Origin of the sequence: Streptomyces sp. NBC_01520 (assembly GCF_045040375.1) — a bacterium.
Lineage (GTDB): Bacteria > Actinomycetota > Actinomycetes > Streptomycetales > Streptomycetaceae > Streptomyces.
The window spans coordinates 788,598-813,363 of the sequence record NZ_CP109404.1 but is presented as its reverse complement, the minus strand read 5'-3'; the positions used below and the strand labels follow the sequence as shown (position 1 = coordinate 813,363).

Genomic DNA, 24,766 nt, shown 5'->3' with positions numbered 1-24,766 from the left:
ACCGTCCTAACAGCTTCCACCAGGCAATGATCAAAAACCTTTATTACGTCTCTGTTGCCATCTGTTGGTGTGTACATGCGAGGGACGATACTGCCGGGGTCCACGAACCGTTTCTCTGCGGACGGACACAAGGGAGGACGCAGTGACCTCGTTGCACACCACCAGAGTGCGGCGCAGACGTCTGGGTGTGGCGGCAGCCGCAGCCGGGCTCATCGCCACTCTGCTGACGGCCGGACCCGCGGCCGCGACCCCCGATCCCGGTGACACCGCTGCCAACCGCAGCGGCATCTCCGTGAGTCAGCAGGCCGAGGCCGAAGCCGCCATCAAGAGCGGTGAGATACCCGGCGTGGACGAGATCGTCCACAGCGACAACATCGCGCACCTCGCCAACGTCCCCAAGGACGCGCTCGCGGGGCCCAACACGGATCTGGCCTTCCAGGGGGAGTACGCCTACGCCGGCAACTACAACGGCTTCCGGATCTTCGACGTCAGCAACCCGAAGAATCCCAGGACCGTCGCACAGGTCCTGTGCCCCGGCTCGCAGAACGACATCTCCGTCTCGGGAGACCTGCTCTTCCTGTCCACCGACTCCTCGCGCAGTGACAACTCCTGTGCCAGCACCACGCAGCCCGCCACGGAGAAGTCCTCCTGGGAGGGCATGAAGGTCTTCGACATCAGCGACAAGCGCAACCCGAAGTACGTCGCCGCAGTCGAGACCGCGTGCGGTTCGCACACCCATACGATCGTTCCCGAGAGCAAGAGCGTCTACGTGTACGTCTCCTCGTACTCGCCGAACGAGACGTTCCCCGACTGCCAGCCGCCGCACGACGGGATCTCGGTCATCAAGGTGCCGCGCGGTGCACCGGAGAAGTCCCGGATCGTCAACTTCCCGGTGCTCTTCCCGGACGGCGGCAACCCCGGTGCGCCGACCAACCCGGGCGTCTCCAAGACCACCGGCTGCCACGACATCACGGTGCTGCCCTCGAAGGACCTGGCGGCAGGGGCGTGCATGGGCGACGGTCTGCTGTTCTCCATCGAGGACCCGGAGAACCCGAAGATCATCGACCGGGTCCAGGACAACGTGAACTTCGCGTTCTGGCACTCCGCGACCTTCAACCAGGGGGCCGACAAGGTCGTCTTCACCGATGAGCTCGGCGGCGGCGGAGCGGCCACCTGCAACGACGAGATCGGCCCGAACCGGGGTGCCGACGGCATCTACGACATCACCGGCCGGGGCGACCACCGCAAGCTGGTCTTCCGCAACTACTTCAAGATCGACCGTCCGCAGGCCGACACCGAGGTCTGTGTCGCGCACAACGGCTCGATCATCCCGGTCAAGGGCCGCGACCTGATGGTCCAGGCCTGGTACCAGGGCGGGGTCTCCGTGTGGGACTTCACCAACTCCTCGAAGCCGAAGGAGATCGCGTTCTTCGAGCGCGGTCCGGTCTCCACGGAGGCGGTCACCACGGCCGGCCCGTGGTCGGCCTACTACTACAACGGTTACATCTACTCCAACGACATCGCCAAGGGCTTCGACGTCCTGAAGCTCGACGACCGGCGCACGGACCCGGCGAAGAAGGTGCGGCTGAAGGAGCTCAACGTGCAGACGCAGCCGGACTACTTCGACCGCTGACCCACCCGGGCGCCCCCGTTCCCCGCGTACGGGAAAGCAGTGCCCCGCCGGGTGTCTCAACTTGGCGGGGCACGCTTAATTCATTGACCGGTGAGCCGCATGGGGAGATGCTGTACCCCCTGATTCCGGCGACGCGGGGGATCGCCGGAATCAGGGGGGACCAGCACGTGAGCGCGGCGGACCGGAGCCGTCCGCACCCGCTCGGGCGGGGGACGTGTCCGCACCCGCTCAGGCGGCCGGACGCACGCTCGTGCCGGCCGCGGCGGCCCACTCCATCAGCAGGCGCTGGTACTCCCGCTCGTCGTCCGGGGACAGCATCCCGTCCGAGCGCTGCCACAGGTCACGAATCGCTTCGTTGACCACGGAGGCAGGACGCGCGGAAACAGATGTGTTCGGGTAGGGGGACATGGGTACAAGGCTAGGCCCCGGTCGAGCCTTGTACCCCATCGGGAGACAGGGATATCTCTCACACCACCTCCCGGAATCCTTCACGAACCGCCTCACGAACCGCCTCACGAACCGTCGCGTGCCCCCTGCCGTGCGAGTGTCACCAGATCGAGCGCCCTGAGCCCGTCCGTGCGTTCCGTCACAGGCAGGTGGTCCACGAAACGCACCTCGCAGCCCACTGCGGCCGCGCCCCCGTCGGCGCGGCGGTCGTCGCCGACCATGACGGCGTCCGAAGGGTCGAGCCCCAGCAGCGTGCAGGCGGCCTCGAACAGGCGCGGGTCCGGCTTCTGGATGCCGTGCTCGTAGGACAGGACGTACGCGTCGACCAGCTCGTCCAGGCCGTGTGCCCGGAAGACGGGCCGCAGGTCCCACCCGATGTTGCTCACGACTCCCACCGCGATCCCGTTGTCGCGCAGCCCCCGCAGCACCTCCGCCGCATCGGGGTACGGCTGCCAGGCTTCGGGGCTCCTGTGGCGCTCGTACAGGGCGTCGTACAGCTCCGGGTCGGGAAGGGGCACCTCACGGGCCAGGCCGGTGTACGCCTCCCGGTGCTGCTCGGCGGTCCTGTCGCGGGCGGCCCACACGGAGGCGAGCCGCGGCGGGATCCGCTGGGGGTTCGGACCGCCGGGAAGCGCACCGGCGAAGGTCAGCTGTCGTACATACCGTTCGAAATCATCCTCTTCCACCATCGTGCCCCGTGCGTCGAGCACCGCACGCAGCCAGGAACCGACGGGCTCGATACGGAAGAGGGTTCCGGAGAAGTCGAAGAGCACACCCTTGATCTGCATGGGCCGATCGTCGCCGCTCCGGGGGCCGCCCTACAAGGGCGCACCCGAGCCACCGGCCGCCCGGCGCGCGGCGTACCCGGCGAGCACGCCGTATCCGACGACGGCGAACGCGACCACGGCCGCGCCCAGCAGCAGCCCGCCCAGCACATCGGTCGGCCAGTGCACTCCCAGGTAGACCCGCGTGACGGATACGCCAACCACGGAGACAACGGCCAGGGTCAGCGCCGCCCACCACCAGGGGGACTTCGCGCTGTACAGGCGCAGCAGCCACAGCAGGAGACCGCAGCTCACCATTGCGGTCATCGCGTGGCCCGACGGGAAGGCCGCGTAGTTCGCCGAGTCCACCGGGTCGGGCCACTGCGGACGCTCCCGGCCCACGGCGGCCTTCAGCCCCTGCTGCACGAGGACGGAGAGCGCGCTGACCAGGGCCACCCAAGCGGCGAGCAGGCGCGCACCGTGCCGCCACAGCGCGATGACGGCCACGGCGATCAGGATGCGCATCGTCCACGGGTCCCACACCCAGTCCGTCAGCACCCGGTTGACGTGGACCAGCCCGGGTTCCGTCACCGCTCTGCGGTGCAGTGCCTCGGCCACCGTGGTGTCCAGCGACATCAGGGGCGACCAGCGCACCGCGACCATGACGAGCAGGACGATTGACAGGAACGCGCAGACGAGGCCCGCGCCCAGCAAGGAGGACCTGGTGGGTGGGGGGAGTGTAGGGGAGTGCATGGGGTGATCCTCGCGGACGGTCCGCGCATTCAGCTATCCCAGGGCGCTGAGCCCCGGCACGAACGCCACCAGCAACGGCACGACCGGCACCAGGGCCGCAGCCGCCGTCAGCCGCAGCCGACGGCCCGCGGTGAGGCGGTCTCCCGGGGCGAGCAGGCGGTTCACCCGGAGCGGCACCTGGGCGTCCGGGGTCGGGCAGGGGCCGAACACCCCGCGGTCCTCGTTGAGTTCGACCAGGGCGAGCGCGATGGTGAGGCGTCCGAAGCGCCGTGACGCCACATCGTCCGCGGCCAGCTCGACCAGCCGGTGCATCTCGTCGCGGAACGCCGCGAACACCGGAATCTGCGGGAATCCGGTCGCGAGCGCACCCGAGCAGTGCAGGAGCCAGTCGTGGCGCGCCTGCGCGTGCCCCTGTTCATGGGCGAGCACGGCATCCAGCTGACGGCCTTTCAGTCTGCCCAGCGCCGCGGTGGTGATGACCAGTTGGGGCGCCGCCCCGGGCAGCCACCAGGCGTCCGGGCGCTCGCCCTCCAGCACCACGAGACGACCGCTGCCGGGCTCCTCGCCCGGCATCAGCGGGCAACGGACCAGCAGTTCCGTGCGCCGCTTCCTGCGGCGCACCTGGGCCCGGCGGACCTCCCGTACGAGCATGGCCGCGGTCCACAGGCCGCCGAGCGCGAGCAGCACCGCGATGACCGCCGACCACGGTCCGTACGCGCCGAGGGCGTACGCCTCCACCACCGCGTGCGGGGCGGGCGCGAAGACATGTCCGCGGACCGCCTGCCAGGCCGCTGCCGCGCTGAAGGTCATCGACAGCCCGAACGACAGGAGCACCGCCGCCACCACGCACTGCCAGACCCACAGCGCCACGACCGGCTCACGCTCCGGCCACCGGGCCCTGGCCATCAGGCTCGGGGCCAGGACAGCGGCCAGCGCACCGAGCATCAGCAGCGTGAGGGAGACCACCATGACCGTCAGCCTATGAGTGCGGCGGTACCCACGGGTATGGCCGTGCGTCCCAAGTGACGTAGGACACGGTTTGTCGGACCCGCTGTCTCACAGGGTGAGCAGCATCGCGAACATGGCCAGTCCCATGGTCAGCCTGCACGCCATCGCCAGCTCGGGCCGCGAGCCCCCGGCGATGCCGGGCACCCCGGCGGACGCCCCGCCGCCCGAACCGCCGCCCGCGGCGACGGCGTCCGCCGGTATCAGCCGTCCCGCCGAGCGCAGCACATAGAGCGCGAAGTAGGCCAGCAGCACTCCCGTCAGCAGGGGTATGCCCCCGGCCGCCCCCGGGGTCGTGTGTGCCCCGTGGCCGCCGTGAACACCCTGACCCGCCCCCGGTGCCATGGCCACCGCCATGTAGACCATCGCCAGCGAACCGACCAGATGGTGCAGATGGTGCCCGCCGCGCCGCGCGCCGACGAGCGCGCGCACCGCCGCGCCCCCGAACACCACCGCGTAGACCACCCACATCCGGTCCGGCAGTGTGAACAGGGCCGCGGGAACCGCCATCGCGGCCATCCCGAACCCCATCACCGCCTCCGCGCGCGCCGCACCGCGTTCCCCCGTCGGACCGCTGCGCGCACGCAGCAGGCAGTACGCCCCCGTGACCCCGCACAGCAGCATCAGCAGCCAGCCGGACAGTGCCGGTCCGTGCACAGCCCACCTCCCCCTACGGCGATGACGCCGGTGTCGTCCAGCCGATCCGGTGTCGTCCAGACGATGCCCAGCTCAAGACCGTCCTACCGGGGCGCATTGGGGTGTGAGGGAGCGCGCCAGGGGCCTGTGGGGGGGCGGTCGCGGCCCGGGTTAGTCTCGGACGGCACCGTCGGCAGCAGACATACGGAGTACCTCGCATGGGCATCGCACCCTCCCCCGATCAGGCACGGCTGACCTTCCGTGACGCGACCGAGGAGGACGTGCCGGTCCTCGTGGAGCTCATCGAGTCCGCCTACCGGGGCGACGCGAGCCGCGCCGGATGGACCACGGAGGCGGACATCCTCCACGGCAGGCGCACGGACGCGGACGGAGTGCGCGAGGTCGTCACGGCCCTCGCGGGACGGCTCCTCGTGGCGGAGCGGGACGGTGCTCCTGTCGCCTGCTGCCAGCTCGAACACCGGGGCGACGCCGCCTACTTCGGCATGTTCGCGGTCACCCCCGGACTGCAGGGCGCCGGCCTCGGCAAGGTGATCATCGCCGAGGCGGAGCGCACCGTACGCGAGAGCTGGGGTGTGAAGGAGATGCACATGACGGTGATCTCGGTCCGCGAGGAACTGATCGCCTGGTACGAGCGCCGTGGCTACCGCCGTACGGGCACGACGACCCCCTTCCCGTACGGCGACGAGCGCTTCGGGATCCCGCAGCGCGACGACCTCGTCTTCGAACTGCTGGTCAAGGAGCTGTGACCGGCGGGCTCAGGCGGTGAAACGGCCCGCGCGACGGATCTCCGGATAGTCGGTCGTCGCCCCGTCCAGGCCCAGCGCACGCACCAGACGCAGATGGTCCTGGGTGTTCACCACCCAGCCGATCACCTTCAGGCCTTCCGCGTGAGCCTGTTCGACCACTTCCAGGGTGAGGCGGCGGATGTTCAGCGCCAGCGTCGCCGCGCCCACCGCCTTCGCCCGCTCCACCACGTCGCCGCCCCAGCGGCTCGCGATCAGCACCGTCCGCACCCCCGGGACCAGCTGAGCGATCTCGGCGACCGCCTCGTCGTGGAACGAGGACACCTCGACCCGGCCGACGAGATCGCGCCGCAGCATCAGCTCGGCCAGCGCCCGTGCCGCGGCCACGTCCTTGATCTCGGCCTGCACCGGTGAACCGACGGCGTCGAGCACCTCCTCGAAGACCGGCACGCGCTCGCCCTGCCCGGCGTCGAGCTCGCGGAGCTCTGCCAGCGTCTTCTCCGCGATCAGCCCCTTGCCGTCCGTCGTGCGGTCCACGGTGGCGTCGTGCATGACGGCGAGCGCGCCGTCCTTGCTCAGATGAAGATCCAGCTCGACGGCGTCCATGCCCGCCTGCTCCGCGTGCGTGAACGAGCGCAGTGTGTTCTCGGGCTCGACACCCATGACTCCGCGATGGCCGATGGTGAGAAAAGTCAAGGTGATCCCGCTTCCGTCCGTCGTCGACACTCCGCGTGCTGCTCCTACCCCCAGGGAACCAGCTTCTTGCACGGAGGACGACGTATGTCCCACCTGCCCGACGGAAGAAGTTGTCCGATGGATGTGTGGCAGGAAAAATGGCGGTGAAGATGAAGGGTGACAGGATAATTTTCTGGATCCCACTTGTCCGAAGGAACCGCATATGGATACGGTTACTTGACGCGAGGTTCTCCTGTGAAGGAAGAGTTATGACGGAAATTCTTGAGCACGCCACCGCCACCGGCGCGATAGCTGCTGCCCAGCGGGTCGTCGAGCACCCGGCCTGGACCGCGCTCAAGAGTGCCGTGGAGGAGTTCCGCCCCTGGCAGTCCAAGGACGGGTCCATCGACTTCGCGGCCGAGGGTGCCCCCTCGGCCGCGACTGCCGGGGCCACCATCGAGCGGGTCGCCACAGCGGTCGAGGAGCTCTCTCCGCTCCTCCCGCACGACGCCGAGTACCACCGTGCGCTCGTCGCGGACCTCCGCCGCTGGACCGCGGACGGCTTCGGCGTCCCGGACTTCCTCGACTCCCTGCTCGCCTTCCAGCCGGCCAGGGACCGCGCCGACGGCCTCCAGCACCTGGTCGTCTTCGCGATGTACACGCAGAACGGCAACCCGGACCGCAATCTCGAAGCGGTCGTGCTGCGGATGGTGTGGCCCGAGTGGCTTGCCGACCTCGAGGCCACGCGCTACGACAACCCGCTGTTCTGCGGCATCACCTTCGAGGACTTCACCTCGGGCTACGACACCAACTCCGCGGTGCTCTTCCCCGAGACCATCGCCGTGCGCGAGGCCCCCGAGCGCTTCAGCTGGGGCGGCATCTTCTGCGACCGCGAAGCCGCCCGCTTCCGCAAGGTCACCGAGGCGTCCGTCGACCTGCTGGGCCTGGAGCTCCCCGACGACATCCGCGAGATGATCGGCGACCAGAAGCGCTGCGAGCAGGCCTTCGTCCTCTGGGACATGGTCCACGACCGCACCCACAGCCACGGTGACCTGCCGTTCGACCCCTTCATGATCAAGCAGCGCCAGCCGTTCTGGATGTACGGGCTCGAGGAGCTGCGCTGCGACCTCACCGCCTTCAAGGAGGCCGTGAAGCTCGAGGCCGACGGCTTCGGCCAGGGCCGTGACGTGCAGTTCGCCGTCCTGTTCGACCGGATGTTCCGCTTCCCCGTCACCGGCGAGCGCGTCCGCAACTACGACGGACTCGGCGGCCAGCTCCTCTTCGCCTACCTCCACAAGCACGACGTGGTCCGCTGGACCGACAACACGCTGAAGATCGACTGGGCCCGCGCCCCGCAGGTCACCAACCAGCTCTGCGGTGAGATCGAGAAGCTCTACCGCGACGGCATCGACCGCCCGAAACTGGTCCACTGGTTCGCGGCGTACGACCTGGTCGCCGAGTATCTCGCACCGCACCCCGGCTCCCGCTGGGCCAAGGGCCCGGACGCCCTGGACGTGACACAGCCGCCGCGTAAGCTCGTCGACGACGTGCTTCCGGACGAGTTTCCCCTGAGCATGTTCTATGAGGCGCTCTCCAAGAAGCTGAAGCACGTGATTGCCTCCACCAAGGGGATTCGCGGGAACGCTTCAGGTTTCGAGTTCGAGATCGGCAGCACCAAGAAGCCCTAACGCTCTGATCAGCAGACAAGCCCCCGCCAAGTGCGGGGGCTTTGTCGTGCCGCGTACGACCTACTACCGCCGGCCGTACGCTCGAACCATGGCAGAGCACCTCGGGGACCGTCTCGCGCGACTCCGCCGCATGGCAGACCAGACGCAAGAGGCACTGGCCGAGCTGTCCGGCGTATCCGTAGACGTGATCAAGAAGCTGGAGCAGAAGCGCAAGCACTCCGCGCGCCTGCCCACCCTGCACTCCCTCGCCAAGGGTCTCGGCGTCGAACTGACAGCCCTCCTCGGAGACCCGCCCGGCGTCCCCTCGACCGGAGACGTCGACCCCCCTCAGCTCGTAGCCCTGCGCCGAGCCGTCATGCCCCCCATGTTCGCCCCGCCACCCGAGCCGAGCGACACTGAGCGCCTGACCATCCCGCTCATGCGCCGGGAACTCGCGGACGCCTGGACCATCTACCACGACGCCAACTTCGGCCGGCTCATGAACGCCCTGCCTGGCATCGTCAACGACGCCCGCTTCCTCGCCTCCATCGGCACTCCGGAAGAAAAGGCGGCCGGTCAGGCAGCCCTCGGCAAAGCCCTCCAGCTCGCTGGCCACCTCGCGATCCGCATGGGCAAGGTCGACCTCGCGCTGTCCGCGCTGGATCGCGCGATAGTGGCAGCCGACCAGTCCTCCGACCCGCTGCTCTCGTCGATGATCAGTAACTCGGTGGCATGGAACTACCAGCGTCAGAACCGGCTCGACGACGCAACGAACCTAGCCATCTACGCGGCCGACAAGGTCGAGCGAGAGCGCATCGAGACCGCGGAAGGCGTTCGGGTATGGGGTGGCCTGGTGATGTCGGCCGCGACGTCAGCCGCCCGCTCCGGGGACTACGACATGGCCTCCGACATGATGCAGACCGCGGAGACAGCCACGAAGCGGCTCTCGCAGCTCCCTCCGCCTGTCGACGGCAAGCTGGTGTCCGTCTTCAGCCGCTCCTCGGTCCGGATCGAGCGCGTACGGCTCGCGGTGCAGCACGAACGACCCGACGAGGCCCTACAGCTCGCCAAGGGGATGCGCCTGAGCTCCGACACGCCCCCGTCATGGCGCACGTGGCTGCTCCTCGACGTCGCCCGCGCCCACACCGACCTCGGGGACGCAGAAGGAGCCGTGAAGGCCCTCACACGGCTGCGGGAGGTCGCGCCGGCGTGGATGCGCCATCACACCCTCGCCGTCGCCATCGTCGGGGACCTCTGGGCGGGGCCGGCGCGTCCTCCTGGCCTGCGGAAGCTCGCAGAGTTCCTCGGAGTGGCGAGCTAATGCCGAGAAAGGGGGACGTTCCGTCCCTGTAGATCCTCCCTCCCACGCGCGAGCCTGATGATCAGTCAGTCAACGCGAGGGGTGCACGGTCATGGCGTACAGCGCGAGAGAGGCACTGTCCGAAGCGATCGAGCAGAACGGGCACGACGGCAAGTTACTCGTCTTCCACGGCACCGACGACCCGCTGGGCACCAGCGCAGAGGGCGCCGACCTGCCCCCGTTCGACGGTATCGAGGGTCGACGTTCGACCCTGCGCGAGCGGGTCGCCAAGGCGAACGCCCGTAGCCGCGGGGAGGTTCTGTGATGCCCGTCCGCGCCATCGTCCGGCACATCCACTGGACCGTTGCCCCCGACTCGGACACGGCCGCCGAGCCCGTCACCTACGCGATGCAGTGCGTCGTCTGCTCCGCGGAGTCCGAGCGCTTCGAGGACTGGGAGAAGCCGCAGGAGTGGGTCCTCACCCACTGCGGACAGAACCCGAGCCACCACACCTACCGGGAGAGCATCACCCGCCCGTGGCGTACCTGGATGAACGTCGATCCGAGGTGCCGCTCATGATCCGGCGAGCGATCGGCCGACTGGCCGGCCCCATCTTCGTCTTCACGATCATGGTCTCCATCGGGCTCGTCGTGGGCTTGGCCATCGTCGGCCACCCCACCCCCTAAGCCGGTCCGTCCTGCGTGGTGACCACCCCCGGTCTCCCCCGTACCCATGCAGGACGGGCCTATCAAACCCCGCTCGGCTGCCTTGGGGTGCTCTGTTGGCAGCCGGGCGGGCCGCAAGTGCAGTGCACCACTCCAACGCGAGAGGAACACGCATGACTGCCGTAGCGAACGAGACGAGGACCGGCCGCGCGCTGGTCGACGAGGCCCTCTTCGGAAGCATCGCGAACTTCGTGATGCAGCACGACGGCGAACCCCTGGACCGTGCCGAGCGGATCGCGGACCAGGCAATCGCCTTCGTCGCCACCACCGCCACCGCCACGGCGTCGATGATGCCGAGCGATGACGTCGACAAGGGCTACCACGCCTTCCTCCTCCACACGAAGGCGTACGCCGAGTTCTGCAACAAGCACGCCGGGCGCTTTCTGCACCACAACCCGGCACCAGCGCCCGTTGAGGGCGGGCGTCCACTGGAGAACGTCACCACCACCGCCCACGCGATGAAGGCCGCTGGCTTCATGGTCTTCGACGACCTCTGGACGGTCAGCGGCATCAACGCCGCACAGTGCGACTCGGACGACGGTCGCGACTACAGGTAACACCGCCCTCCGGCGGTAGGGTGCGGCCAGTCTGTACGCCGGGCTGGCCGCACCCCCATGAAGGGAGCCACAGCGTTGCCCGCAAGAGAACTTCCCATCGTCATCATCGACGCGTTCATGCCTACCTCGCAGCGCCAGGTCCTGAACCGACGCGGCTCCACCGTGTGGGAGATCGCGAACGATGAAGGCAGGTGGGCGGCGAAGCTCGGGTATCCCAACCTCTCGGGCGAAGGGCCGCCCCAGCCGTGGACGGCCGTTGCGCCCGCGCGCGAAGGGCACATCCTCAACCTGCTGAGCAACGACGTCACGCCCTACGGCCCATGGGAGGACGGGACCTGGAACGTCCAGCCCTGGCGGGAGGGGCCCAGTCTGTACCAGCTCTGGGAAACCTGTCGCACCGAAGGGTCGTCGGTCGAGCCGCACCGGAGCGTCGTCCTGTCCTGCGTCGAGACCCTCGCCGAGCTGCACATCAAGGGCTGGGCGCACGGGGACGTACAGCCCGCCCACTTCGTCATCGGGCCGGACCGCACGCACCTGATCGACCTCGCCCTAGCCAAGGGCGGCCGAATCCCCGAGGCGCTGGACTTCCCGTTCCGCGGATGCCTTGTCCACTACGAGGCGCCCGAGATCTCGCGCAGCGTGCTGGAAAGCGGCGAAGCTGAGCAGACGCAGGCCGGCGACGTCTACGCCCTGGGCGCTTCCCTGCTCATCTCCGCTACCGGAGTGCGTGCGGTCGAGTATCCGGATGACGCTCCGCGCCCCGTGCAGCGCCAGGCGATCGTGGACGGTCGACACCGGGACGTCATGATCCCCGGCTCGATGGGCCGGCTGATCCGGGACATGCTTAGCTACGACCCCAGGGATAGGCCCACGATCTATGAGGTGGGCAAGGCCCTGAACTGAATGCACCACATGACGACGACCCCCCAGAGCGCCGGCCTGGGGGGTCTTCGTCATGTCGCACAGGTGGTCAACTCATTGTCGGGTTAGACCTGTTGCTTCATCAGTTTCGCTTGTGCATACGTGCGGTCGCTGCGTGTTATCTTGGATGAGCGAGCTAGGCCCGCTACATCGGCCGGCTTTGCGGGCGTCGGGGACTACGCAGCCATCCCCAAGCCAAAAGACCTGAAAGGCCCGCATTCGCTTGGGGCTAGGCACTTGATGAATCCGCCACACCGGGTTCTGTTGACTGCGCAACGGGACTCGACCGGAAGAGCACTCGGCGCTGCCATGCCGACGACCTCTTCCAAGCCACCCAGTTCGAGGTGGCCGGTCGAGTCTGTGCGCCTTCGTCCGGCACCTCCCGAATGGCGAAGGATGCCGACGTGATGGTTGCAGTCGCGCTTGCCCTCTGCGCGAGCCTCGTATTCTCCATGCTGGTCGCCACGGGTGCCGGCATCTTGATGGGCACGGATAAGAAGACGGGTCTGGCCTACGGGGCACGCGCCCTCGGCGCCACGATGACCATCTGCATCGCCGTGATCGGCGTGTTCGTGATGGTGGCCCTTGGGAAGTGACTGAGCGCCAGGAGCGGGCCCCTCGGGGATCGAGGGGCCCTTCCTGCTCATCGCACCGGGCAGGCGCCCGTGGCACAGTCCTCGTCCGTGGAATCCTCGATCGAGGTCACCTCGTAGGCGTCGAACTCGGCCTCGGTGATCCGCTCGTACGGCGCCTGCTCCCGCGTGCCGTCGACCATGATCGTGGTCCCCTTCAGGTCGGGGAGCCAGCGCTTGATCACCGCCATCGTCTCGTCCACGTCCAGGCCCTCGGGCACGTTCGCGGTGTAACTGACGGCGTTGTCGGCGTACTCGGTTGAACCGGACACGCCGCTTGAAGTGGCGGCCGTAGATCGGGTGGATACCCTCGGTCGCTCCCGGCAGCTTGGCGATGGAACCTGTCGGCGCCACCGTCGTCACCTTCACCGGCTCCGGGATACGCAGCTCGAAGGAGTACGCCCGAGCCTGCTCCCGGACCGTGTCGTAGAGGTCCATCAGGCGGGCCCGGAACGCCTCGTTGTACGCGGCCTTCGAGTAGCGCACGCCCTGCTTCGCGCCGAGCAGAAGGAGGAGCGGGCCGACACGATGCGCGGGGTGATCGACCGCGTCGGTTTGAACGTGGGCGATCTCAGCCGGTCCGAGAAGAAGGGGATCTTGGAACTCCTGCGCGTCCGCGTCGAGATCCAGGGGGAGAGTAAGCCCCGACGCGCGGGCGGGAGCAGGGACCCGATGCTGGAGTGGCACCGGGAGAACGAGATCCCCATTCCGACCGGCGTCTCCAGCGAGCAGTGGGCACGGGTCGAAGGCATCCTGGCAGGAGGACGGAAGTCCAAGCCGGACGACCGAGGATGCTTCGACATGCTCCTGGAGAAGCTGCGTAACGACGCCGGATGGCACGACTATGACCGTGACGAGCGCATGGGCGGGAAGGGCTGGGGCTTCTTCTACCGAGGCGCCCGCCGGTGGTTCTCCTCCGGCCTGTACGCCGAGGCGCTGAAGGCGTACGGCCCGTACGAGGGGGTGCAAGCACCCGATGGCTACACTCTGCCTCCCATGAAGATTTACGGCGCGATCGATGATTCCCCGGAGGAAGTAGTGAAAACTGAAGCGGGCGAGCGGATTAGTTCCACCAAGGGGATCACCGCGGCGGATGCCGGGCGGGCAGCCGCGTGAGCGCACGTTCTGAGGAGGCGGTGGCCATGAACGCAACAGTCAAGGGCGACGGGAGCGGTGTGCTCGACGGTGCGGTGATCGCGGTTGCGGGGGCGGCGGGAGCCGCCGGCCGGGCCACCCTGCTCCGGCTCGCGGAGGCGGGTGCCACCGTGGTCGCCTCCGACGCCCACCCCGAGCGGCTCGCCGAGGCGGTCGACGCGGCGCGCTACGCGCACGGCGGGGCGACCGTCACCGGCGAGACCGTGGACCTGCTCGACCTGGAGGCGGCCAAGGACTGGGCCGCCAAGACGGAGAAGGAATTCGGCCGGGTCGACGGCCTGGTCCACCTGGTCGGGGGCTGGCGCGGCAGTGCCGGCTTCGCGGACACCAGCCTGGCGGACTGGGACTTCCTGGAGAAGCTGCTGATCCGCACCGTGCAGTCCACCTCGCTCGCCTTCCAGGACGTCCTCCAGCGCAGCGACCGCGGCCGCTACGTGCTGATCAGTGCCGCCGGAGCGAGCAGCCCCACCGCCGGCAACGCCGCCTACGCGGCGTCCAAGGCGGCGGCCGAGGCCTGGACGCTCGCCCTCGGCGACGCCTTCCGCAAGGCGGGGGGCGACGACGGCCCGAAGGCGGCTGCTGCGATCCTGGTCGTGAAGGCACTGGTGCACGACGCGATGCGCGCCGAGCGCCCGAATGCGAAGTTCGCGGGTTTCACCGACGTCAAGGAGCTGGCCGAGGCCATCGCCGGCGTCTGGGACGTGCCCGCCGGAGAAGTGAACGGAAAGCGCCTGTGGCTGACCCCGCAACCCTGAGGACCGACGCGCGGCGGCATCACGATCCGCAGGTACGCGGTTTCGCCAGTGACAACTACGCGGGCGCGCACCCGGAGATCCTCGCGGCCCTCGCCCTCGCCAACGGCGGCCATCAGGTCGCCTACGGCGAGGACGACTACACCGGACACCTCCAGCGCGTCATGCACAGCCACTTCGGCCCCACCGCCGAGGCGTTCCCGGTGTTCAACGGCACCGGCGCCAACGTCGTCGCCCTCCAGGCGCTGACCGACCGCTGGGGTGCGGTGATCTGCGCCGAGTCCGCCCACATCAACGTGGACGAGGGGGGCGCGCCCGAGCGGATGGGCGGGCTGAAGCTGCTCACCGTCCCCACCCCGGACGGCAAGCTCACTCCGGAACTCATCGACCGCCAGGCCTTCGGCTGGGACGACGAGCACCGGGCGATGCCGCAGGTCGTCTCCATCACGCAGAACACCGAGCTCGGCACCGTCTACACGCCGGACGAGATCAGGGCCATCTGCGCGCACTCGCACGAGCGGGGCATGAAGGTGCACCTGGACGGTGCCCGGATAGCCAACGCCGCCGCCTCCCTGGACGTGCCGATGCGCACGTTCACCAACGCGGTCGGCGTCGACGTCCTCAGCTTCGGCGGAACCAAGAACGGCGCGCTCTTCGGCGAGGCCGTCGTCGTCCTCGACCCGGACGCCGTCCGTGCGATGAAGCACCTGCGCAAGCTCTCGATGCAGCTGGCCTCCAAGATGCGCTTCGTCTCGGTCCAGCTGGAGGCCCTGCTCGCGCGCGACCTCTGGCTGCGCAACGCCCGGCACGCCAACGAGATGGCGCAGCGGCTCGCCGCCGGGGTCCGAGTGGTGGACGGTGTGGAGATCCTTCACCCGGTCCAGGCCAACGCCGTCTTCGCGCGGCTCCCGCACACGGTGTCCGAGCGGCTGCAGAAGCGCTTCCGGTTCTACTTCTGGGACGAGAAGGCCGGTGACGTCCGCTGGATGTGCGCCTTCGACACCCGCGAGGAGGACGTTGACGCGTTCGTCCAGGCGCTCAAGGAAGAGATGGCGCGCCAATAGCATAAGTATGCGGCCGACCGGAAAGTCATTGGCTTCCTGTCGGTCGCATCGCTACGCTCGGCGGGCATGGAGCTGATTCAGCACACCCCCGAGATCTCTGCCTACCTTGCCGCCGACGAGGCCATCGACCATGACCACCCGCTGGTGCGTGAGACGGCCGGCCGTCTCGGCGCGGAGTCGGCCGATGCATACGCATACGCCGCTGCGGCTTTCACCCTTGTGCGCGACACCATCCCGCACTCGGCGGACGCCGGTGATCCGCGGGTCACCTGGAGGGCCTCCGACGTGCTCGGCGCGCGTACCGGCATCTGCTACGCCAAGGCGCACGCCCTGGCGGCCCTGCTGCGGGCTGCGGGGATCCCGGCCGGTCTCTGCTACCAGCGGCTCACCGATGACGAGGGTGCCGACCCGGCCGTCCACGGGCTGGTGGCGGTGAGGCTCCCGGGGGCTGAGCGCTGGGTGCGGCAGGATCCGCGCGGGAACAGGCCGGGCATCGACGCCCAGTTCTCGGCCGGCGTGGAGCGGCTGGCCTGGGTGCCACGGGCGCAGTTCAGTGAAATGGACTATCCGGTACTCTATGCAGCACCGCATCCGGCGGTTCTCCGTGCGCTGCGGAGCGCCCGGGACCGCTCGGAGCTGTGGCGGAACCTGCCCACCGCGCTCTGATGGTCGTGCCGGGCGTGGTCGTTCCCCGTATCCGTACCGCGTCGACGTAAGGCAGAAGATGACCCTGATGATCACGGTTTGCGACGAGGTCCGCAGCCTCGCCCCCGGTTTCACCCACCTCGCCGTCGAGGCGCGCGGGCTGGTGAACGGGCCGAGCGACGAAGGCAGTTCGGCCCTCCTGGACGACGCGACCCGCAGGCTCGTCGGGCGGCTCGGCGGCCGGGCGCCGCACGAGGACCCGCATGTCGCGGCCTGGCGCGAGGCGTACGCGGCGTTCGGCGCCAAGCCGTCCCGTACCCGCAATTCGGCCGAGGCCCTCGCCCGGCGCGCGCTCACCGACGCCGGGCTGCCCCGCATCAACCGGCTGGTCGACCTCTACAACGCGATCAGCGTCGCCCACCTGATCCCGGTCGGTGGCGAGGACACCGATCACATCAAGGGCGCCATGCGGCTCGTGCGAGCGACCGGGCAGGAGCCGTTCCCGACGGCCGCGGGCGGGGCGGACGTCGTGGAGCACCCGGAGCCCGGCGAGGTCGTCTGGTGCGACGACGAGGCCGTCACCTGTCGGCGTTGGAACTGGCGCCAGGGCGTCCGCACGCGCCTCACCGAGGAATCGGTGAACGCGGTCTTCCTGCTGGAGGGCCTGGCCCCCGCGACACCCGGCGAGCTCGAGGCCGCGGCCACCGAACTCGCCGAGTCGCTTGAGAAACTGAGTCCGGGAGCGCGGATCACCCTCCACGCACCGGCGTGAAGCCTCCGCCGTGCCCCGTCGTCAGCCGCGCTCGCGTACCTCGTCGGGCGTCGGGGCCGTGCCGCCGAGGTGGGCCGGGACCCACCAGGTGTCGCTCGCGTCCTTGGGGCGTACCGGATAGGCGCGCTGTGCCGCCTCCAGGAGCTCCTGCACGCGCTCCCGCAGCCGACGGGTGATCGCGCCCGCGTACTGGTCGGAGGGCGCGGCCATGGGCTCACCGACCCGGATGGTGACCGGGATGTGGCTGCGGCGGAAGTTGCGTGAGTGGCCCTTGGTCCACAGTCGCTGGGTGCCCCACAGCGCCATCGGGATCAGGGGTACGCCGGCTTCCTGGGCCAGCCGGGCGGCACCCGACTTGAAGCTCTTCAGCGTGAAGGACTCGGAGATGGTCCCCTCGGAGAACACCCCGACGATCTCGCCGGAACGCAGCGACGACAGCGCGTGCGCGTAGGCGTCCTCGCCCTGCTTGCGGTCGACGGGGATGTGCTTCATGCCGCGCATCAGCGGTCCGGAGACCTTGTGCCGGAAGACCGATTCCTTCGCCATGAAGCGGACGAGCCGCTTCTGGGGCAGGGCACCGAGTCCGGTGAAGATGAAGTCCAGATAGCTGATGTGGTTGCTCACCAGTACCGCGCCACCGGTCTTCGGGATGTGCTCCGAACCCTGTGTGTCGATCTTCAGGTCGAGCGCCTTGAACAGCGTGCGAGCGGCGCCGACGACCGGCCGATAGACGAGTTCTGCCATCTGGATGAAGACCCTTCTTCAGTGCCTGGGGAGGGTTCTCCCGGCGTAAGTTACGCAGCCGTAGGTATTCGGCATTGTGGCGATCGTGCCCCATGTGCGACGCCGTGGCCAGCCCCAAAGGGCCCGGGGCGCGAGATTCTCGTCACGTGAATCCTCCGGGAATGTAATGCCGTGGCCCGGTGCTGACTCTTTGCGCAGAGCTCTGAGAAGGAGGCCGCGGATGGACGGGCAGACGGCTGCCGACATGCTGGACCGAGCCCAACTCGGCGCTGAACTGGGAGATCGGGCGACTCTCGTGCAGTTCTCGAGCGCGTTCTGCCAGCCCTGCCGCGCCACCCGGCGCACGCTCGCCGAGGTGGCCGCGATGGTCGAGGGCGTCGCCCACGTGGAGATCGACGCGGAGGCGCATCTCACTCTCGTACGCAGGCTCCGCATCAGCCGCACACCGACCGTCCTGGTGCTGGACGCGGCCGGCCGGATCGTCCGCAGGGCGGTGGGGCAGCCGCGTACCGCGGACGTCGTCGCCGCGCTGGGACAGGCGATGTGACGGACCGTGACGCATCTCCCACATGCCGGGACACGCTTGACCGCACACGCCGCGCATCGTCACCCTGACGCTATGCCGCCAGAACTCCTTCTCTTCGGCCGGGTCCATGTCGACCTCGTGCGCCACGCCAGTGCGCGCTGTCCGGGTGCCTGAAGAACCCACGGCCCCGTACGCCCCCTCGCAGAAGGACACTTCCATGACGGCATCGCCCGAGCTCGGCACTCCCCGGACGGCTTCGCCCGAGCTTCTCCGTTCCGTCTTCCGGCAGCACGCCGCCGGGGTCGCAGTGATCACCGCGGCCGGCGAGCGGCCGGTCGGCTTCACCGCCACCTCGCTCAACTCCGTCGCGGCCGATCCGCCCCTCATCTCCTTCGGGGTGGGTACCTCGTCGTCCAGCTGGCCCGTCGTGGCCGAGGCGGAGCACATCGGCGTGCACATACTCGGCGAGGATCAGCAGGAGCTGGCCGCCACCTTCGCGCGCAGCGGCGCCGACCGGTTCGGCCCGTCCACCGACTGGCGCAGCGGACCCGAGGGCGTACCGCTGCTCGGCGGTGTGGTTGCCTGGCTGGTGTGCCGGGTGGTGGCCCGGATCCCGGCGGGGGACCATCGCATCGTGATCGCCCAGGCGGTGCTCGGGGATCCGGCGGGCGGTGGCCGCCCACTGGTCTACCACCAGGGCCGTTTCACGGCTCTGCGAGACTGAGGGCACGCAGGCGGCACTTGGGCGGCGCGCGTTGGCAACGTCACAGTTCCAAGCGCTTGCTCATGGGGAATATGCTGGGTGTACTGGCGAGTAATATTGCCCTCGGAGCACCGGTCGCCCCGACCGGATGCGCCCCATAAGGCGCCTATGCTGCGTGCAACAAGGCAGCCCAGAAATGACGATGCAGTAGGAGAGCCGGCGTGAGCTTGAGGATCGTTGTCTGTGTGAAGTACGTGCCCGACGCCACCGGCGACCGGCACTTCGCCGATGACCTGACCCTGGACCGTGACGACGTCGACGGTCTGCTGTCGGAGCTCGACGAGTACGCGGTCGAGCAGGCGCTGCAGATCGCCGACGAGGCGGACGACGCGGAGATCACCGTGCTGACGGTGGGCCCCGAGGACGCCAAGGACGCGCTGCGCAAGGCGCTGTCGATGGGCGCCGACAAGGCCGTCCACGTCGAGGACGACGACCTGCACGGCACGGACGTCATCGGTACCTCGCTGGTGCTGGCCAAGGCCATCGAGAAGACCGGCTACGACCTGGTCATCTGCGGCATGGCGTCGACGGACGGCACCATGGGCGTGCTTCCGGCGCTGCTCGCGGAGCGCCTCTCCGTCCCGCAGGTCACGCTGCTCTCCGAAGTCTCCGTCGAGGACGGCACCGTCAAGGGCCGCCGTGACGGCGACAGCGCGTCCGAGCAGCTCCAGGCGTCCCTCCCGGCCGTGGTCTCGGTGACCGACCAGTCGGGCGAGGCCCGGTACCCGTCCTTCAAGGGCATCATGGCGGCGAAGAAGAAGCCGGTTCAGTCCTTTGATCTGGAGGACCTGGAGATCGAGGCGGACGAGGTCGGCCTGGCGGGTTCCTGGACCGCGGTCGACTCCGCGGCCGAGCGTCCGGCCCGCACCGCGGGCACGATCGTCAAGGACGAGGGCGAGGGCGGCAAGCAGCTGGCCGAGTTCCTTGCGGGCCAGAAGTTCATCTGAGCCCCCGGCTGTTCCCTCACCGCCCCGCACTCCCTCGCACGCAGGAGATTGAAGTCCCATGGCTGAAGTTCTCGTCTATGTCGACCACGTGGACGGTGCCGTCCGCAAGCCCACCCTGGAGCTGCTGACGCTCGCCCGCCGCATCGGCGAGCCCGTCGCCGTCGCCCTCGGCAACGGGGCCGCCGACACCGCCGCCGTGCTCGCCGAGCACGGTGCGGTCAAGGTCCTGGCCGCCGACGCGCCGGAGTTCACCGACTACCTCGTCGTACCGAAGGTGGACGCGCTGAAGGCCGCGTACGACGCGGTGTCCCCGGCCGCCGTGCTGCTGCCCTCCTCCGCCGAGGCGAAGGAGATCGCGGCCCGCCTCGCGGTCCGTATCGGTTCCGGCATCATCACCGACGCCGTCGACCTGGAGGCCGGTGACCAGGGCCCGGTCGCCACGCAGTCCGCGTTCGCCGCCTCGTTCACCACCAAGTCCCGTGTCTCCAAGGGCACTCCGGTCATCACGGTCAAGCCGAACTCGGCCCCGGTCGAGCCGGCTCCGGCCGCCGGCGCCGTCGAGGCCCTCGCGGTGTCCTTCTCCGCGACGGCCACCGGCACCAAGGTCCTCTCCCGCACCCCGCGTGAGTCGACCGGCCGCCCGGAGCTGACCGAGGCCGCGATCGTCGTCTCCGGCGGCCGTGGCGTCAACGGTGCGGAGAACTTCGCGATCATCGAGGCCCTCGCCGACTCGCTCGGTGCCGCCGTCGGCGCATCCCGCGCCGCGGTCGACGCCGGCTGGTACCCGCACACCAACCAGGTCGGCCAGACCGGCAAGTCGGTCTCCCCGCAGCTGTACATCGCCTCGGGCATCTCCGGCGCGATCCAGCACCGGGCCGGTATGCAGACCTCGAAGACGATCGTCGCGATCAACAAGGACGCCGAGGCCCCGATCTTCGACCTCGTCGACTACGGCGTCGTCGGCGACCTCTTCAACGTCGTCCCGCAGCTGACCGACGAGGTCAAGACCCGCAAGGGCTGATCCGGCGGAAGCCGTACCCGTACGACGGCCCGGGGCCGCGTGGTGTTCTCGCCGCGCGGCCCCGGGCCGTTTCCGATCACCATTGACGCAGGCATCGGCGACTTATAACTTCACTATACGGATGAAGGATTCCGGGAAGCGGAAATGCTGTCAGATGGAGGGTGCGGTCATGGGTCAGCAGGAGAAGGTGGCGACGAGCCTCGCCGGCGTGGTCGGTGCGGAGATCGGTGCCTCCCTCGCGGAGGTGGATGCGGAACTCGTCCGCCGTTACCCGGGAGACCCCGGCACGCGCCAGCCCGTCCACACCGTCTACGTCCCCGCCGACGCCTTCACCGCCACGACGATCCGCTCCTGGGGCGACCGTGCCCTGGCGGCCCTCGACGAGCACGCCCCGGACGCCACCGCCCTCGCCGGGGTCCTGGGCATCCCGCAGGAGCTCGCGGAGCCCGTCCACGACCGCGTACGGGCCAAGCTGGAGCGCGAGCCCGTCGAGGACCTGCGCATCGACTTCGAGGACGGCTACGGCCCGCGCCCGGACGCCGAGGAGGACGAGGCGGCGGCCCGCGCCGCCCGGCTGGTGGCCGCCGCGTACGGCGACGGGACCGCTGCCCCGTACATGGGCATCCGCATGAAGTGCATGGAAGCGGCCGTACGAGACCGGGGCATCCGCACCACGGACGTCTTCCTCACCGGCCTGATGCGGGCGGGCGGCCTCCCCGAGGGGCTCGTCCTCACGCTGCCGAAGGTGACGTACCCCGAGCAGGTCGCGGCCTTCGTCCACCTGCTGGAGGCCTTCGAGGGGGCCCACGGGCTGCCGGCCGGGCGCCTCGGCTTCGAGATCCAGATCGAGACCAGCCAGGCCATCCTCGCCGCCGACGGCACCGCGGCCGTGGCCCGTATGATCGACGCCGCGCACGGCCGGGCGACCGGCCTGCACTACGGGACCTTCGACTACAGCGCCTGCGTCGGCGTCAGCCCCGCCTACCAGGCCAGTGACCACCCCGCCGCCGACCATGCCAAGGCCGTCATGCAGGTCGCCGCCGCGGGCACCGGCGTACGCGTCTGCGACGGCTCCACCAACGTGCTGCCCGTCGGCCCCACCGCACAGGTCCACGACGCCTGGCGCCTCCACCACGGCCTCACCCGCCGCGCCCTGGCCCGCGCCTACTACCAGGGCTGGGACATGCACCCCGGGCACCTGCCCACCCGCTACGCGGCCGTCTACACCTTCTACCGCGAGGGCCTGGGGCAGGCCGCGTCCCGGCTCGCCGCGTACGTGGCCAAGGCCGGCGGTGACGTCATGGACGAGCCCGCCACCGCGAAGGCCCTCAGCGGCTATCTGCTGCGGGGCATCGACTGCGGCGCCCTGGACACCGCGGAGGTCGCCGAGCTCACCGGCCTCACCCGCGCGGACCTGGACACCTTCGCCTCACCCCGCCGCGGCGGGCTGACCGTGACCGCTCCGTAGGCGGCTCAGGCGGGCGGGATCTCGCCCGAGCCGCGCGGGATGAGCCGCGTCGGCAGCTCCACCCTGGCCGGGGCGTGGTCGGCGCCGTCCAGGCGGCGGAAGAGATGCTCCGCGGCGGTGCGGCCGACCGCCGCGGCGTCCTGGGAGATCACGGTGATGCCCAGCAGGTCGGCCAGCTCGATGTCGTCGAAGCCGACGAGCGCGATCCTGCGGTCGCACTCCGCGAGGACCCGGACGACCGTGACCGTCACACGGTTGTTGCCCGCGAAGAGCGCGGTGACCGGCTCGGGGCCCGCGAGCATGGTCTCGGCGGCGGCCCTGACCCGGGCCGGATCGGTCGGGCCGAGGGAGACCCAGGAGTCCTCGACCGTGATCCCGGCATCGGTCAGGGCGGCGTGGTAGCCGCGCAGTCGCTCCTTCGCCGTGTGGATGCGGGGCTGGTCACCGAGGAAGCCGATCCTGCGGTGGCCGTGTGCGATCAGATGGGCCACGCCCTCGCGCGCACCGCCGAAGCTGTCCGAGAGGACCATGTCGGCATCGACCCGACCGGCCGGCCGGTCGACGAACACGGTGGCGATCCCGGCCTTTATCTCGGGCTCCAGATAGCGGTGGTCGTCACCCGCCGGGATCACGATGAGGCCGTCCACGCGGCGGGCACACAGAGCGAGGACGAGCTCCTGCTCGCGGTCCGGGTCCTCGGCGCTGGAACCGTTGATGAGCAGGGCGCCGTGGGCGCGGGCCACCTCCTCGACTGCGCGGCTCAGCGGGCCGTAGAAGGGGTCCGCGAGGTCTTCGAGCACGAGGCCGATGGAGGCGGTGCGGCCCTTGCGCAGGACGCGCGCGCTGTCGTTGCGGCGGAATCCGAGTGCCTCGATCGCCTCCTGGACGCGGCGCTCGGTGTCGGGGGTGACGCCGGGTTCGCTGTTCACCACCCGGGAGACCGTCTTGAGTCCCACTCCGGCACGGGCTGCCACATCCTTCATGGTCGGCCTGTTGCCGTAGCGGGACTCGGGATGACGGGCGGTCTCGGCCACGGTGCGCTGTCCTGTCGTCGGGTGCGGGTCGTTTCCTGCCGTCCCGGAGCGGTTTCGGGACGGCAGGAGGCTGTGGCGTCGAGCATAGGCCCTGGACAACGTTGTCAACAGAATAGAGACTGTGACTACCACCGACTGAACTCGCAGGTCCCGCCCCTCACCCCTCCGGAGAGTCCACACCGATGCATACCGACCTCGTCGCCGCGCTCGACATCGGCGGCACCAAGATCGCCGGCGCGCTGGTGGACGGCGGCGGATCCCTGCTGGTGCGGGCGCAGCGGCCGACGCCCGCACGTGAGGACGCCGAAACGGTGATGGCGGCGGTCGGCGCCGTCCTGGACGATCTCAGGGCTTCGCCGTTGTGGCACAGGGCGCGCGCGGTCGGCATCGGCAGCGCGGGCCCCGTGGACGCGTCGGCGGGCACGGTCAGCCCGGTCAACGTGCCGGGCTGGCGCGGCTTCCCGCTGGTCGAGCGGGTCGGCGCGGCGACGGGCGGACTGCCGGTCGCACTGGTCGGCGACGGTGTCGCGATGACGGCGGCCGAGCACTGGCTCGGCGCCGCCCGCGGTTACGACAACGCCCTGTGCATGGTCGTCTCCACGGGCGTCGGCGGGGGCCTCGTGCTCGGCGGGAAGCTGCACCGGGGGCCGACCGGAAACGCGGGCCACATCGGCCACATCAGCGTCGATCTCGACGGCGACCTGTGCCCGTGCGGGGCGCGCGGCTGCGTCGAGCGCCTGGCCAGCGGGCCGAACATCGCGCGGCGCGCCCTGGAGAACGGATGGCTCCCCGGCCCGGACGGCGACGCCACCGCAGCCGCGGTGGCCGCCGCCGCGCGGGCCGGTGACCCGGCCGCGGTCGCCTCGTACGAGCGAGCCGCCCAGGCGCTCGCCGCCGGGATCGCCGCGACCGCCACACTGACCGAGATCGACATCGCGGTGATCGGCGGGGGAGTGGCCGGGGCGGGCGAGGTGCTCTTCGCGCCGCTGCGCAGGTCCCTGCGCGACTACGCCACGCTCTCCTTCGTCCAGGGCATCACGGTGGCGCCGGCCGTGATGGGCGCCGACGCGGGCCTCGTGGGCGCGGCTGCCGCCGCCTCGGCGGTCCGTCACGCCGGGGCGGACGTACGGGCCGTAGTGACCCCGTAGCGGACCGGTGGGGTGCTCAGCGGTCCCCGTCCGCGGGCTGCCGCGGTACGACGACGAGGAACGCGTCCTGGTCCATCACCACCTCGGCGGGCAGGCCCTCGCCTCGGCGGGCCGCCGCGAACTCCTCGGCGGGCCCGCTGCCCCGCGGTCCGCCCGCGGGGAACCGCTCGATCACCGTACGGCGCACCGCGCGTACCCCCAATGTCGTCCTGTGCTGCCCGTGCCGTTCCTGTGCTGCCCGCTCCAAC

The 24,766-nt window shown here is 69.8% G+C and carries 30 protein-coding genes; 20 read left to right on the top strand and 10 right to left on the bottom strand.

Features of this window, described 5'->3' with window-relative positions:
* Positions 1-142 precede the first annotated feature (142 nt).
* Positions 143-1,633: an LVIVD repeat-containing protein gene (locus OG524_RS03705; protein WP_405392376.1), complete on the top strand. Its 1,491-nt coding sequence runs from the start codon at positions 143-145 to the stop codon at positions 1,631-1,633.
* A gap of 228 nt (positions 1,634-1,861) precedes the next feature.
* Here OG524_RS03705 and OG524_RS03700 read toward each other — a convergent pair whose 3' ends face one another.
* The 5 genes from OG524_RS03700 to OG524_RS03680 all read right to left on the bottom strand — a co-directional run bounded on the left by OG524_RS03700 (position 1,862) and on the right by OG524_RS03680 (position 5,259).
* The gene (locus tag OG524_RS03700) at positions 1,862-2,041 is read right to left on the bottom strand and encodes a hypothetical protein (protein WP_405392377.1); all 180 of its coding nucleotides are present in this window, start codon (positions 2,039-2,041) and stop codon (positions 1,862-1,864) included.
* 104 nt (positions 2,042-2,145) lie between these two features.
* On the bottom strand, positions 2,146-2,868 hold the full coding sequence (locus tag OG524_RS03695; protein ID WP_405392378.1) for an HAD family hydrolase: 723 nt from the start codon (positions 2,866-2,868) through the stop codon (positions 2,146-2,148).
* Between the two features lie 30 nt (positions 2,869-2,898).
* Positions 2,899-3,597: a phosphatase PAP2 family protein gene (locus OG524_RS03690; protein ID WP_405809044.1), complete on the bottom strand. Its 699-nt coding sequence runs from the start codon at positions 3,595-3,597 to the stop codon at positions 2,899-2,901.
* Between the two features lie 33 nt (positions 3,598-3,630).
* Positions 3,631-4,566, bottom strand: a complete 936-nt coding sequence (locus OG524_RS03685; protein ID WP_405809043.1) for a M56 family metallopeptidase — start codon at positions 4,564-4,566, stop codon at positions 3,631-3,633.
* An 87-nt stretch (positions 4,567-4,653) separates the two neighbouring features.
* On the bottom strand, positions 4,654-5,259 hold the full coding sequence (locus OG524_RS03680) for a DUF5134 domain-containing protein (protein ID WP_405809041.1): 606 nt from the start codon (positions 5,257-5,259) through the stop codon (positions 4,654-4,656).
* Positions 5,260-5,456: 197 nt separating this feature from the next.
* Here OG524_RS03680 and OG524_RS03675 point away from each other — a divergent pair, with 197 nt between their 5' ends.
* Positions 5,457-6,005, top strand: coding sequence for a GNAT family N-acetyltransferase (locus OG524_RS03675; RefSeq protein WP_405392382.1), 549 nt, complete (start codon positions 5,457-5,459; stop codon positions 6,003-6,005).
* 9 nt (positions 6,006-6,014) lie between these two features.
* Here the strand turns inward: OG524_RS03675 and OG524_RS03670 are convergent, their stop codons facing one another.
* The gene (locus OG524_RS03670; RefSeq protein WP_405392383.1) at positions 6,015-6,698 is read right to left on the bottom strand and encodes a glycerophosphodiester phosphodiesterase; all 684 of its coding nucleotides are present in this window, start codon (positions 6,696-6,698) and stop codon (positions 6,015-6,017) included.
* A gap of 248 nt (positions 6,699-6,946) precedes the next feature.
* On the opposite strand from OG524_RS03670, the gene OG524_RS03665 reads away from it, so the two are divergent.
* The 7 genes from OG524_RS03665 to OG524_RS03635 all read left to right on the top strand — a co-directional run bounded on the left by OG524_RS03665 (position 6,947) and on the right by OG524_RS03635 (position 12,443).
* Positions 6,947-8,365 (top strand): DUF6421 family protein, encoded by a 1,419-nt coding sequence (locus tag OG524_RS03665; RefSeq protein ID WP_405392384.1) that lies wholly within the window; start codon positions 6,947-6,949, stop codon positions 8,363-8,365.
* Positions 8,366-8,453: 88 nt separating this feature from the next.
* Complete coding sequence (locus tag OG524_RS03660) at positions 8,454-9,665, top strand: helix-turn-helix domain-containing protein (protein WP_405809038.1); 1,212 nt, start codon at positions 8,454-8,456, stop codon at positions 9,663-9,665.
* Positions 9,666-9,756: 91 nt separating this feature from the next.
* Positions 9,757-9,969 carry a hypothetical protein gene (locus tag OG524_RS03655; protein WP_405392386.1) on the top strand — a complete coding sequence of 71 codons (213 nt, stop codon included), beginning with the start codon at positions 9,757-9,759 and terminating at the stop codon, positions 9,967-9,969.
* A complete protein-coding gene (locus OG524_RS03650; RefSeq protein WP_405809036.1) occupies positions 9,969-10,223 on the top strand; it encodes a hypothetical protein in 255 nt (84 codons plus the stop codon). Before OG524_RS03655 ends, OG524_RS03650 begins: the two co-directional genes overlap by 1 nt.
* Before the next feature lie 259 nt (positions 10,224-10,482).
* Positions 10,483-10,926 (top strand): glycine-rich domain-containing protein, encoded by a 444-nt coding sequence (locus tag OG524_RS03645; RefSeq protein WP_405392387.1) that lies wholly within the window; start codon positions 10,483-10,485, stop codon positions 10,924-10,926.
* A gap of 57 nt (positions 10,927-10,983) precedes the next feature.
* Positions 10,984-11,829, top strand: coding sequence for a protein kinase (locus OG524_RS03640; protein ID WP_405392388.1), 846 nt, complete (start codon positions 10,984-10,986; stop codon positions 11,827-11,829).
* 422 nt (positions 11,830-12,251) lie between these two features.
* On the top strand, positions 12,252-12,443 hold the full coding sequence (locus tag OG524_RS03635) for a hypothetical protein (protein ID WP_405392389.1): 192 nt from the start codon (positions 12,252-12,254) through the stop codon (positions 12,441-12,443).
* A 47-nt stretch (positions 12,444-12,490) separates the two neighbouring features.
* Here the strand turns inward: OG524_RS03635 and OG524_RS03630 are convergent, their stop codons facing one another.
* Positions 12,491-12,751: a hypothetical protein gene (locus OG524_RS03630; RefSeq protein ID WP_405809035.1), complete on the bottom strand. Its 261-nt coding sequence runs from the start codon at positions 12,749-12,751 to the stop codon at positions 12,491-12,493.
* A 265-nt stretch (positions 12,752-13,016) separates the two neighbouring features.
* Here OG524_RS03630 and OG524_RS03625 point away from each other — a divergent pair, with 265 nt between their 5' ends.
* The 5 genes from OG524_RS03625 to OG524_RS03605 all read left to right on the top strand — a co-directional run bounded on the left by OG524_RS03625 (position 13,017) and on the right by OG524_RS03605 (position 16,867).
* Positions 13,017-13,595 (top strand): hypothetical protein, encoded by a 579-nt coding sequence (locus OG524_RS03625; protein ID WP_405809034.1) that lies wholly within the window; start codon positions 13,017-13,019, stop codon positions 13,593-13,595.
* Positions 13,596-13,621: 26 nt separating this feature from the next.
* Positions 13,622-14,389 (top strand): SDR family NAD(P)-dependent oxidoreductase, encoded by a 768-nt coding sequence (locus OG524_RS03620; protein ID WP_405392392.1) that lies wholly within the window; start codon positions 13,622-13,624, stop codon positions 14,387-14,389.
* On the top strand, positions 14,386-15,450 hold the full coding sequence (locus tag OG524_RS03615; protein ID WP_405812420.1) for a threonine aldolase family protein: 1,065 nt from the start codon (positions 14,386-14,388) through the stop codon (positions 15,448-15,450). Before OG524_RS03620 ends, OG524_RS03615 begins: the two co-directional genes overlap by 4 nt.
* A gap of 66 nt (positions 15,451-15,516) precedes the next feature.
* Positions 15,517-16,116 (top strand): transglutaminase domain-containing protein, encoded by a 600-nt coding sequence (locus OG524_RS03610; RefSeq protein WP_405809032.1) that lies wholly within the window; start codon positions 15,517-15,519, stop codon positions 16,114-16,116.
* Between the two features lie 58 nt (positions 16,117-16,174).
* Positions 16,175-16,867, top strand: a complete 693-nt coding sequence (locus OG524_RS03605) for a B3/4 domain-containing protein (RefSeq protein ID WP_405392394.1) — start codon at positions 16,175-16,177, stop codon at positions 16,865-16,867.
* Between the two features lie 21 nt (positions 16,868-16,888).
* Here OG524_RS03605 and OG524_RS03600 read toward each other — a convergent pair whose 3' ends face one another.
* Positions 16,889-17,611, bottom strand: a complete 723-nt coding sequence (locus OG524_RS03600; RefSeq protein WP_405392395.1) for a lysophospholipid acyltransferase family protein — start codon at positions 17,609-17,611, stop codon at positions 16,889-16,891.
* A gap of 220 nt (positions 17,612-17,831) precedes the next feature.
* Here OG524_RS03600 and OG524_RS03595 point away from each other — a divergent pair, with 220 nt between their 5' ends.
* The 5 genes from OG524_RS03595 to OG524_RS03575 all read left to right on the top strand — a co-directional run bounded on the left by OG524_RS03595 (position 17,832) and on the right by OG524_RS03575 (position 22,336).
* Positions 17,832-18,158 (top strand): TlpA family protein disulfide reductase, encoded by a 327-nt coding sequence (locus tag OG524_RS03595; RefSeq protein ID WP_405392396.1) that lies wholly within the window; start codon positions 17,832-17,834, stop codon positions 18,156-18,158.
* Between the two features lie 196 nt (positions 18,159-18,354).
* Entirely contained in the window at positions 18,355-18,861 is a 507-nt protein-coding gene (locus OG524_RS03590) for a flavin reductase family protein (RefSeq protein ID WP_405392397.1), read from the top strand.
* A 200-nt stretch (positions 18,862-19,061) separates the two neighbouring features.
* Positions 19,062-19,847 carry an electron transfer flavoprotein subunit beta/FixA family protein gene (locus OG524_RS03585; protein ID WP_384498710.1) on the top strand — a complete coding sequence of 262 codons (786 nt, stop codon included), beginning with the start codon at positions 19,062-19,064 and terminating at the stop codon, positions 19,845-19,847.
* Positions 19,848-19,905: 58 nt separating this feature from the next.
* Positions 19,906-20,868, top strand: coding sequence for an electron transfer flavoprotein subunit alpha/FixB family protein (locus OG524_RS03580; protein WP_405809030.1), 963 nt, complete (start codon positions 19,906-19,908; stop codon positions 20,866-20,868).
* Positions 20,869-21,037: 169 nt separating this feature from the next.
* A complete protein-coding gene (locus tag OG524_RS03575) occupies positions 21,038-22,336 on the top strand; it encodes a DUF6986 family protein (RefSeq protein ID WP_405392399.1) in 1,299 nt (432 codons plus the stop codon).
* 5 nt (positions 22,337-22,341) lie between these two features.
* Here the strand turns inward: OG524_RS03575 and OG524_RS03570 are convergent, their stop codons facing one another.
* Positions 22,342-23,370, bottom strand: a complete 1,029-nt coding sequence (locus OG524_RS03570; protein ID WP_405392400.1) for a LacI family DNA-binding transcriptional regulator — start codon at positions 23,368-23,370, stop codon at positions 22,342-22,344.
* Positions 23,371-23,552: 182 nt separating this feature from the next.
* On the opposite strand from OG524_RS03570, the gene OG524_RS03565 reads away from it, so the two are divergent.
* The gene (locus OG524_RS03565; RefSeq protein WP_405392402.1) at positions 23,553-24,518 is read left to right on the top strand and encodes an ROK family protein; all 966 of its coding nucleotides are present in this window, start codon (positions 23,553-23,555) and stop codon (positions 24,516-24,518) included.
* A 16-nt stretch (positions 24,519-24,534) separates the two neighbouring features.
* Here the strand turns inward: OG524_RS03565 and OG524_RS03560 are convergent, their stop codons facing one another.
* Positions 24,535-24,765, bottom strand: a complete 231-nt coding sequence (locus tag OG524_RS03560) for a hypothetical protein (RefSeq protein ID WP_405393432.1) — start codon at positions 24,763-24,765, stop codon at positions 24,535-24,537.
* Between the last annotated feature and the right edge of the window lies 1 nt (position 24,766).

Excerpts from the sequence above, each read along its gene's own strand:
- OG524_RS03700 (WP_405392377.1), bottom strand. The coding sequence starts at position 2,041 with ATGTCCCCCTACCCGAACACATCTGTTTCCGCGCGTCCTGCCTCCGTG.
- OG524_RS03695 (WP_405392378.1), bottom strand. The coding sequence starts at position 2,868 with ATGCAGATCAAGGGTGTGCTCTTCGACTTCTCCGGAACCCTCTTCCGT.
- OG524_RS03690 (WP_405809044.1), bottom strand. The coding sequence starts at position 3,597 with ATGCACTCCCCTACACTCCCCCCACCCACCAGGTCCTCCTTGCTGGGC.
- OG524_RS03685 (WP_405809043.1), bottom strand. The coding sequence starts at position 4,566 with ATGGTGGTCTCCCTCACGCTGCTGATGCTCGGTGCGCTGGCCGCTGTC.
- OG524_RS03675 (WP_405392382.1), top strand. The coding sequence starts at position 5,457 with ATGGGCATCGCACCCTCCCCCGATCAGGCACGGCTGACCTTCCGTGAC.
- OG524_RS03665 (WP_405392384.1), top strand. The coding sequence starts at position 6,947 with ATGACGGAAATTCTTGAGCACGCCACCGCCACCGGCGCGATAGCTGCT.
- OG524_RS03660 (WP_405809038.1), top strand. The coding sequence starts at position 8,454 with ATGGCAGAGCACCTCGGGGACCGTCTCGCGCGACTCCGCCGCATGGCA.
- OG524_RS03655 (WP_405392386.1), top strand. The coding sequence starts at position 9,757 with ATGGCGTACAGCGCGAGAGAGGCACTGTCCGAAGCGATCGAGCAGAAC.
- OG524_RS03650 (WP_405809036.1), top strand. The coding sequence starts at position 9,969 with ATGCCCGTCCGCGCCATCGTCCGGCACATCCACTGGACCGTTGCCCCC.
- OG524_RS03645 (WP_405392387.1), top strand. The coding sequence starts at position 10,483 with ATGACTGCCGTAGCGAACGAGACGAGGACCGGCCGCGCGCTGGTCGAC.
- OG524_RS03640 (WP_405392388.1), top strand. The coding sequence starts at position 10,984 with ATGAAGGGAGCCACAGCGTTGCCCGCAAGAGAACTTCCCATCGTCATC.
- OG524_RS03620 (WP_405392392.1), top strand. The coding sequence starts at position 13,622 with ATGAACGCAACAGTCAAGGGCGACGGGAGCGGTGTGCTCGACGGTGCG.
- OG524_RS03610 (WP_405809032.1), top strand. The coding sequence starts at position 15,517 with ATGGAGCTGATTCAGCACACCCCCGAGATCTCTGCCTACCTTGCCGCC.
- OG524_RS03605 (WP_405392394.1), top strand. The coding sequence starts at position 16,175 with ATGACCCTGATGATCACGGTTTGCGACGAGGTCCGCAGCCTCGCCCCC.
- OG524_RS03600 (WP_405392395.1), bottom strand. The coding sequence starts at position 17,611 with ATGGCAGAACTCGTCTATCGGCCGGTCGTCGGCGCCGCTCGCACGCTG.
- OG524_RS03595 (WP_405392396.1), top strand. The coding sequence starts at position 17,832 with ATGGACGGGCAGACGGCTGCCGACATGCTGGACCGAGCCCAACTCGGC.
- OG524_RS03590 (WP_405392397.1), top strand. The coding sequence starts at position 18,355 with ATGACGGCATCGCCCGAGCTCGGCACTCCCCGGACGGCTTCGCCCGAG.
- OG524_RS03580 (WP_405809030.1), top strand. The coding sequence starts at position 19,906 with ATGGCTGAAGTTCTCGTCTATGTCGACCACGTGGACGGTGCCGTCCGC.
- OG524_RS03575 (WP_405392399.1), top strand. The coding sequence starts at position 21,038 with ATGGGTCAGCAGGAGAAGGTGGCGACGAGCCTCGCCGGCGTGGTCGGT.
- OG524_RS03565 (WP_405392402.1), top strand. The coding sequence starts at position 23,553 with ATGCATACCGACCTCGTCGCCGCGCTCGACATCGGCGGCACCAAGATC.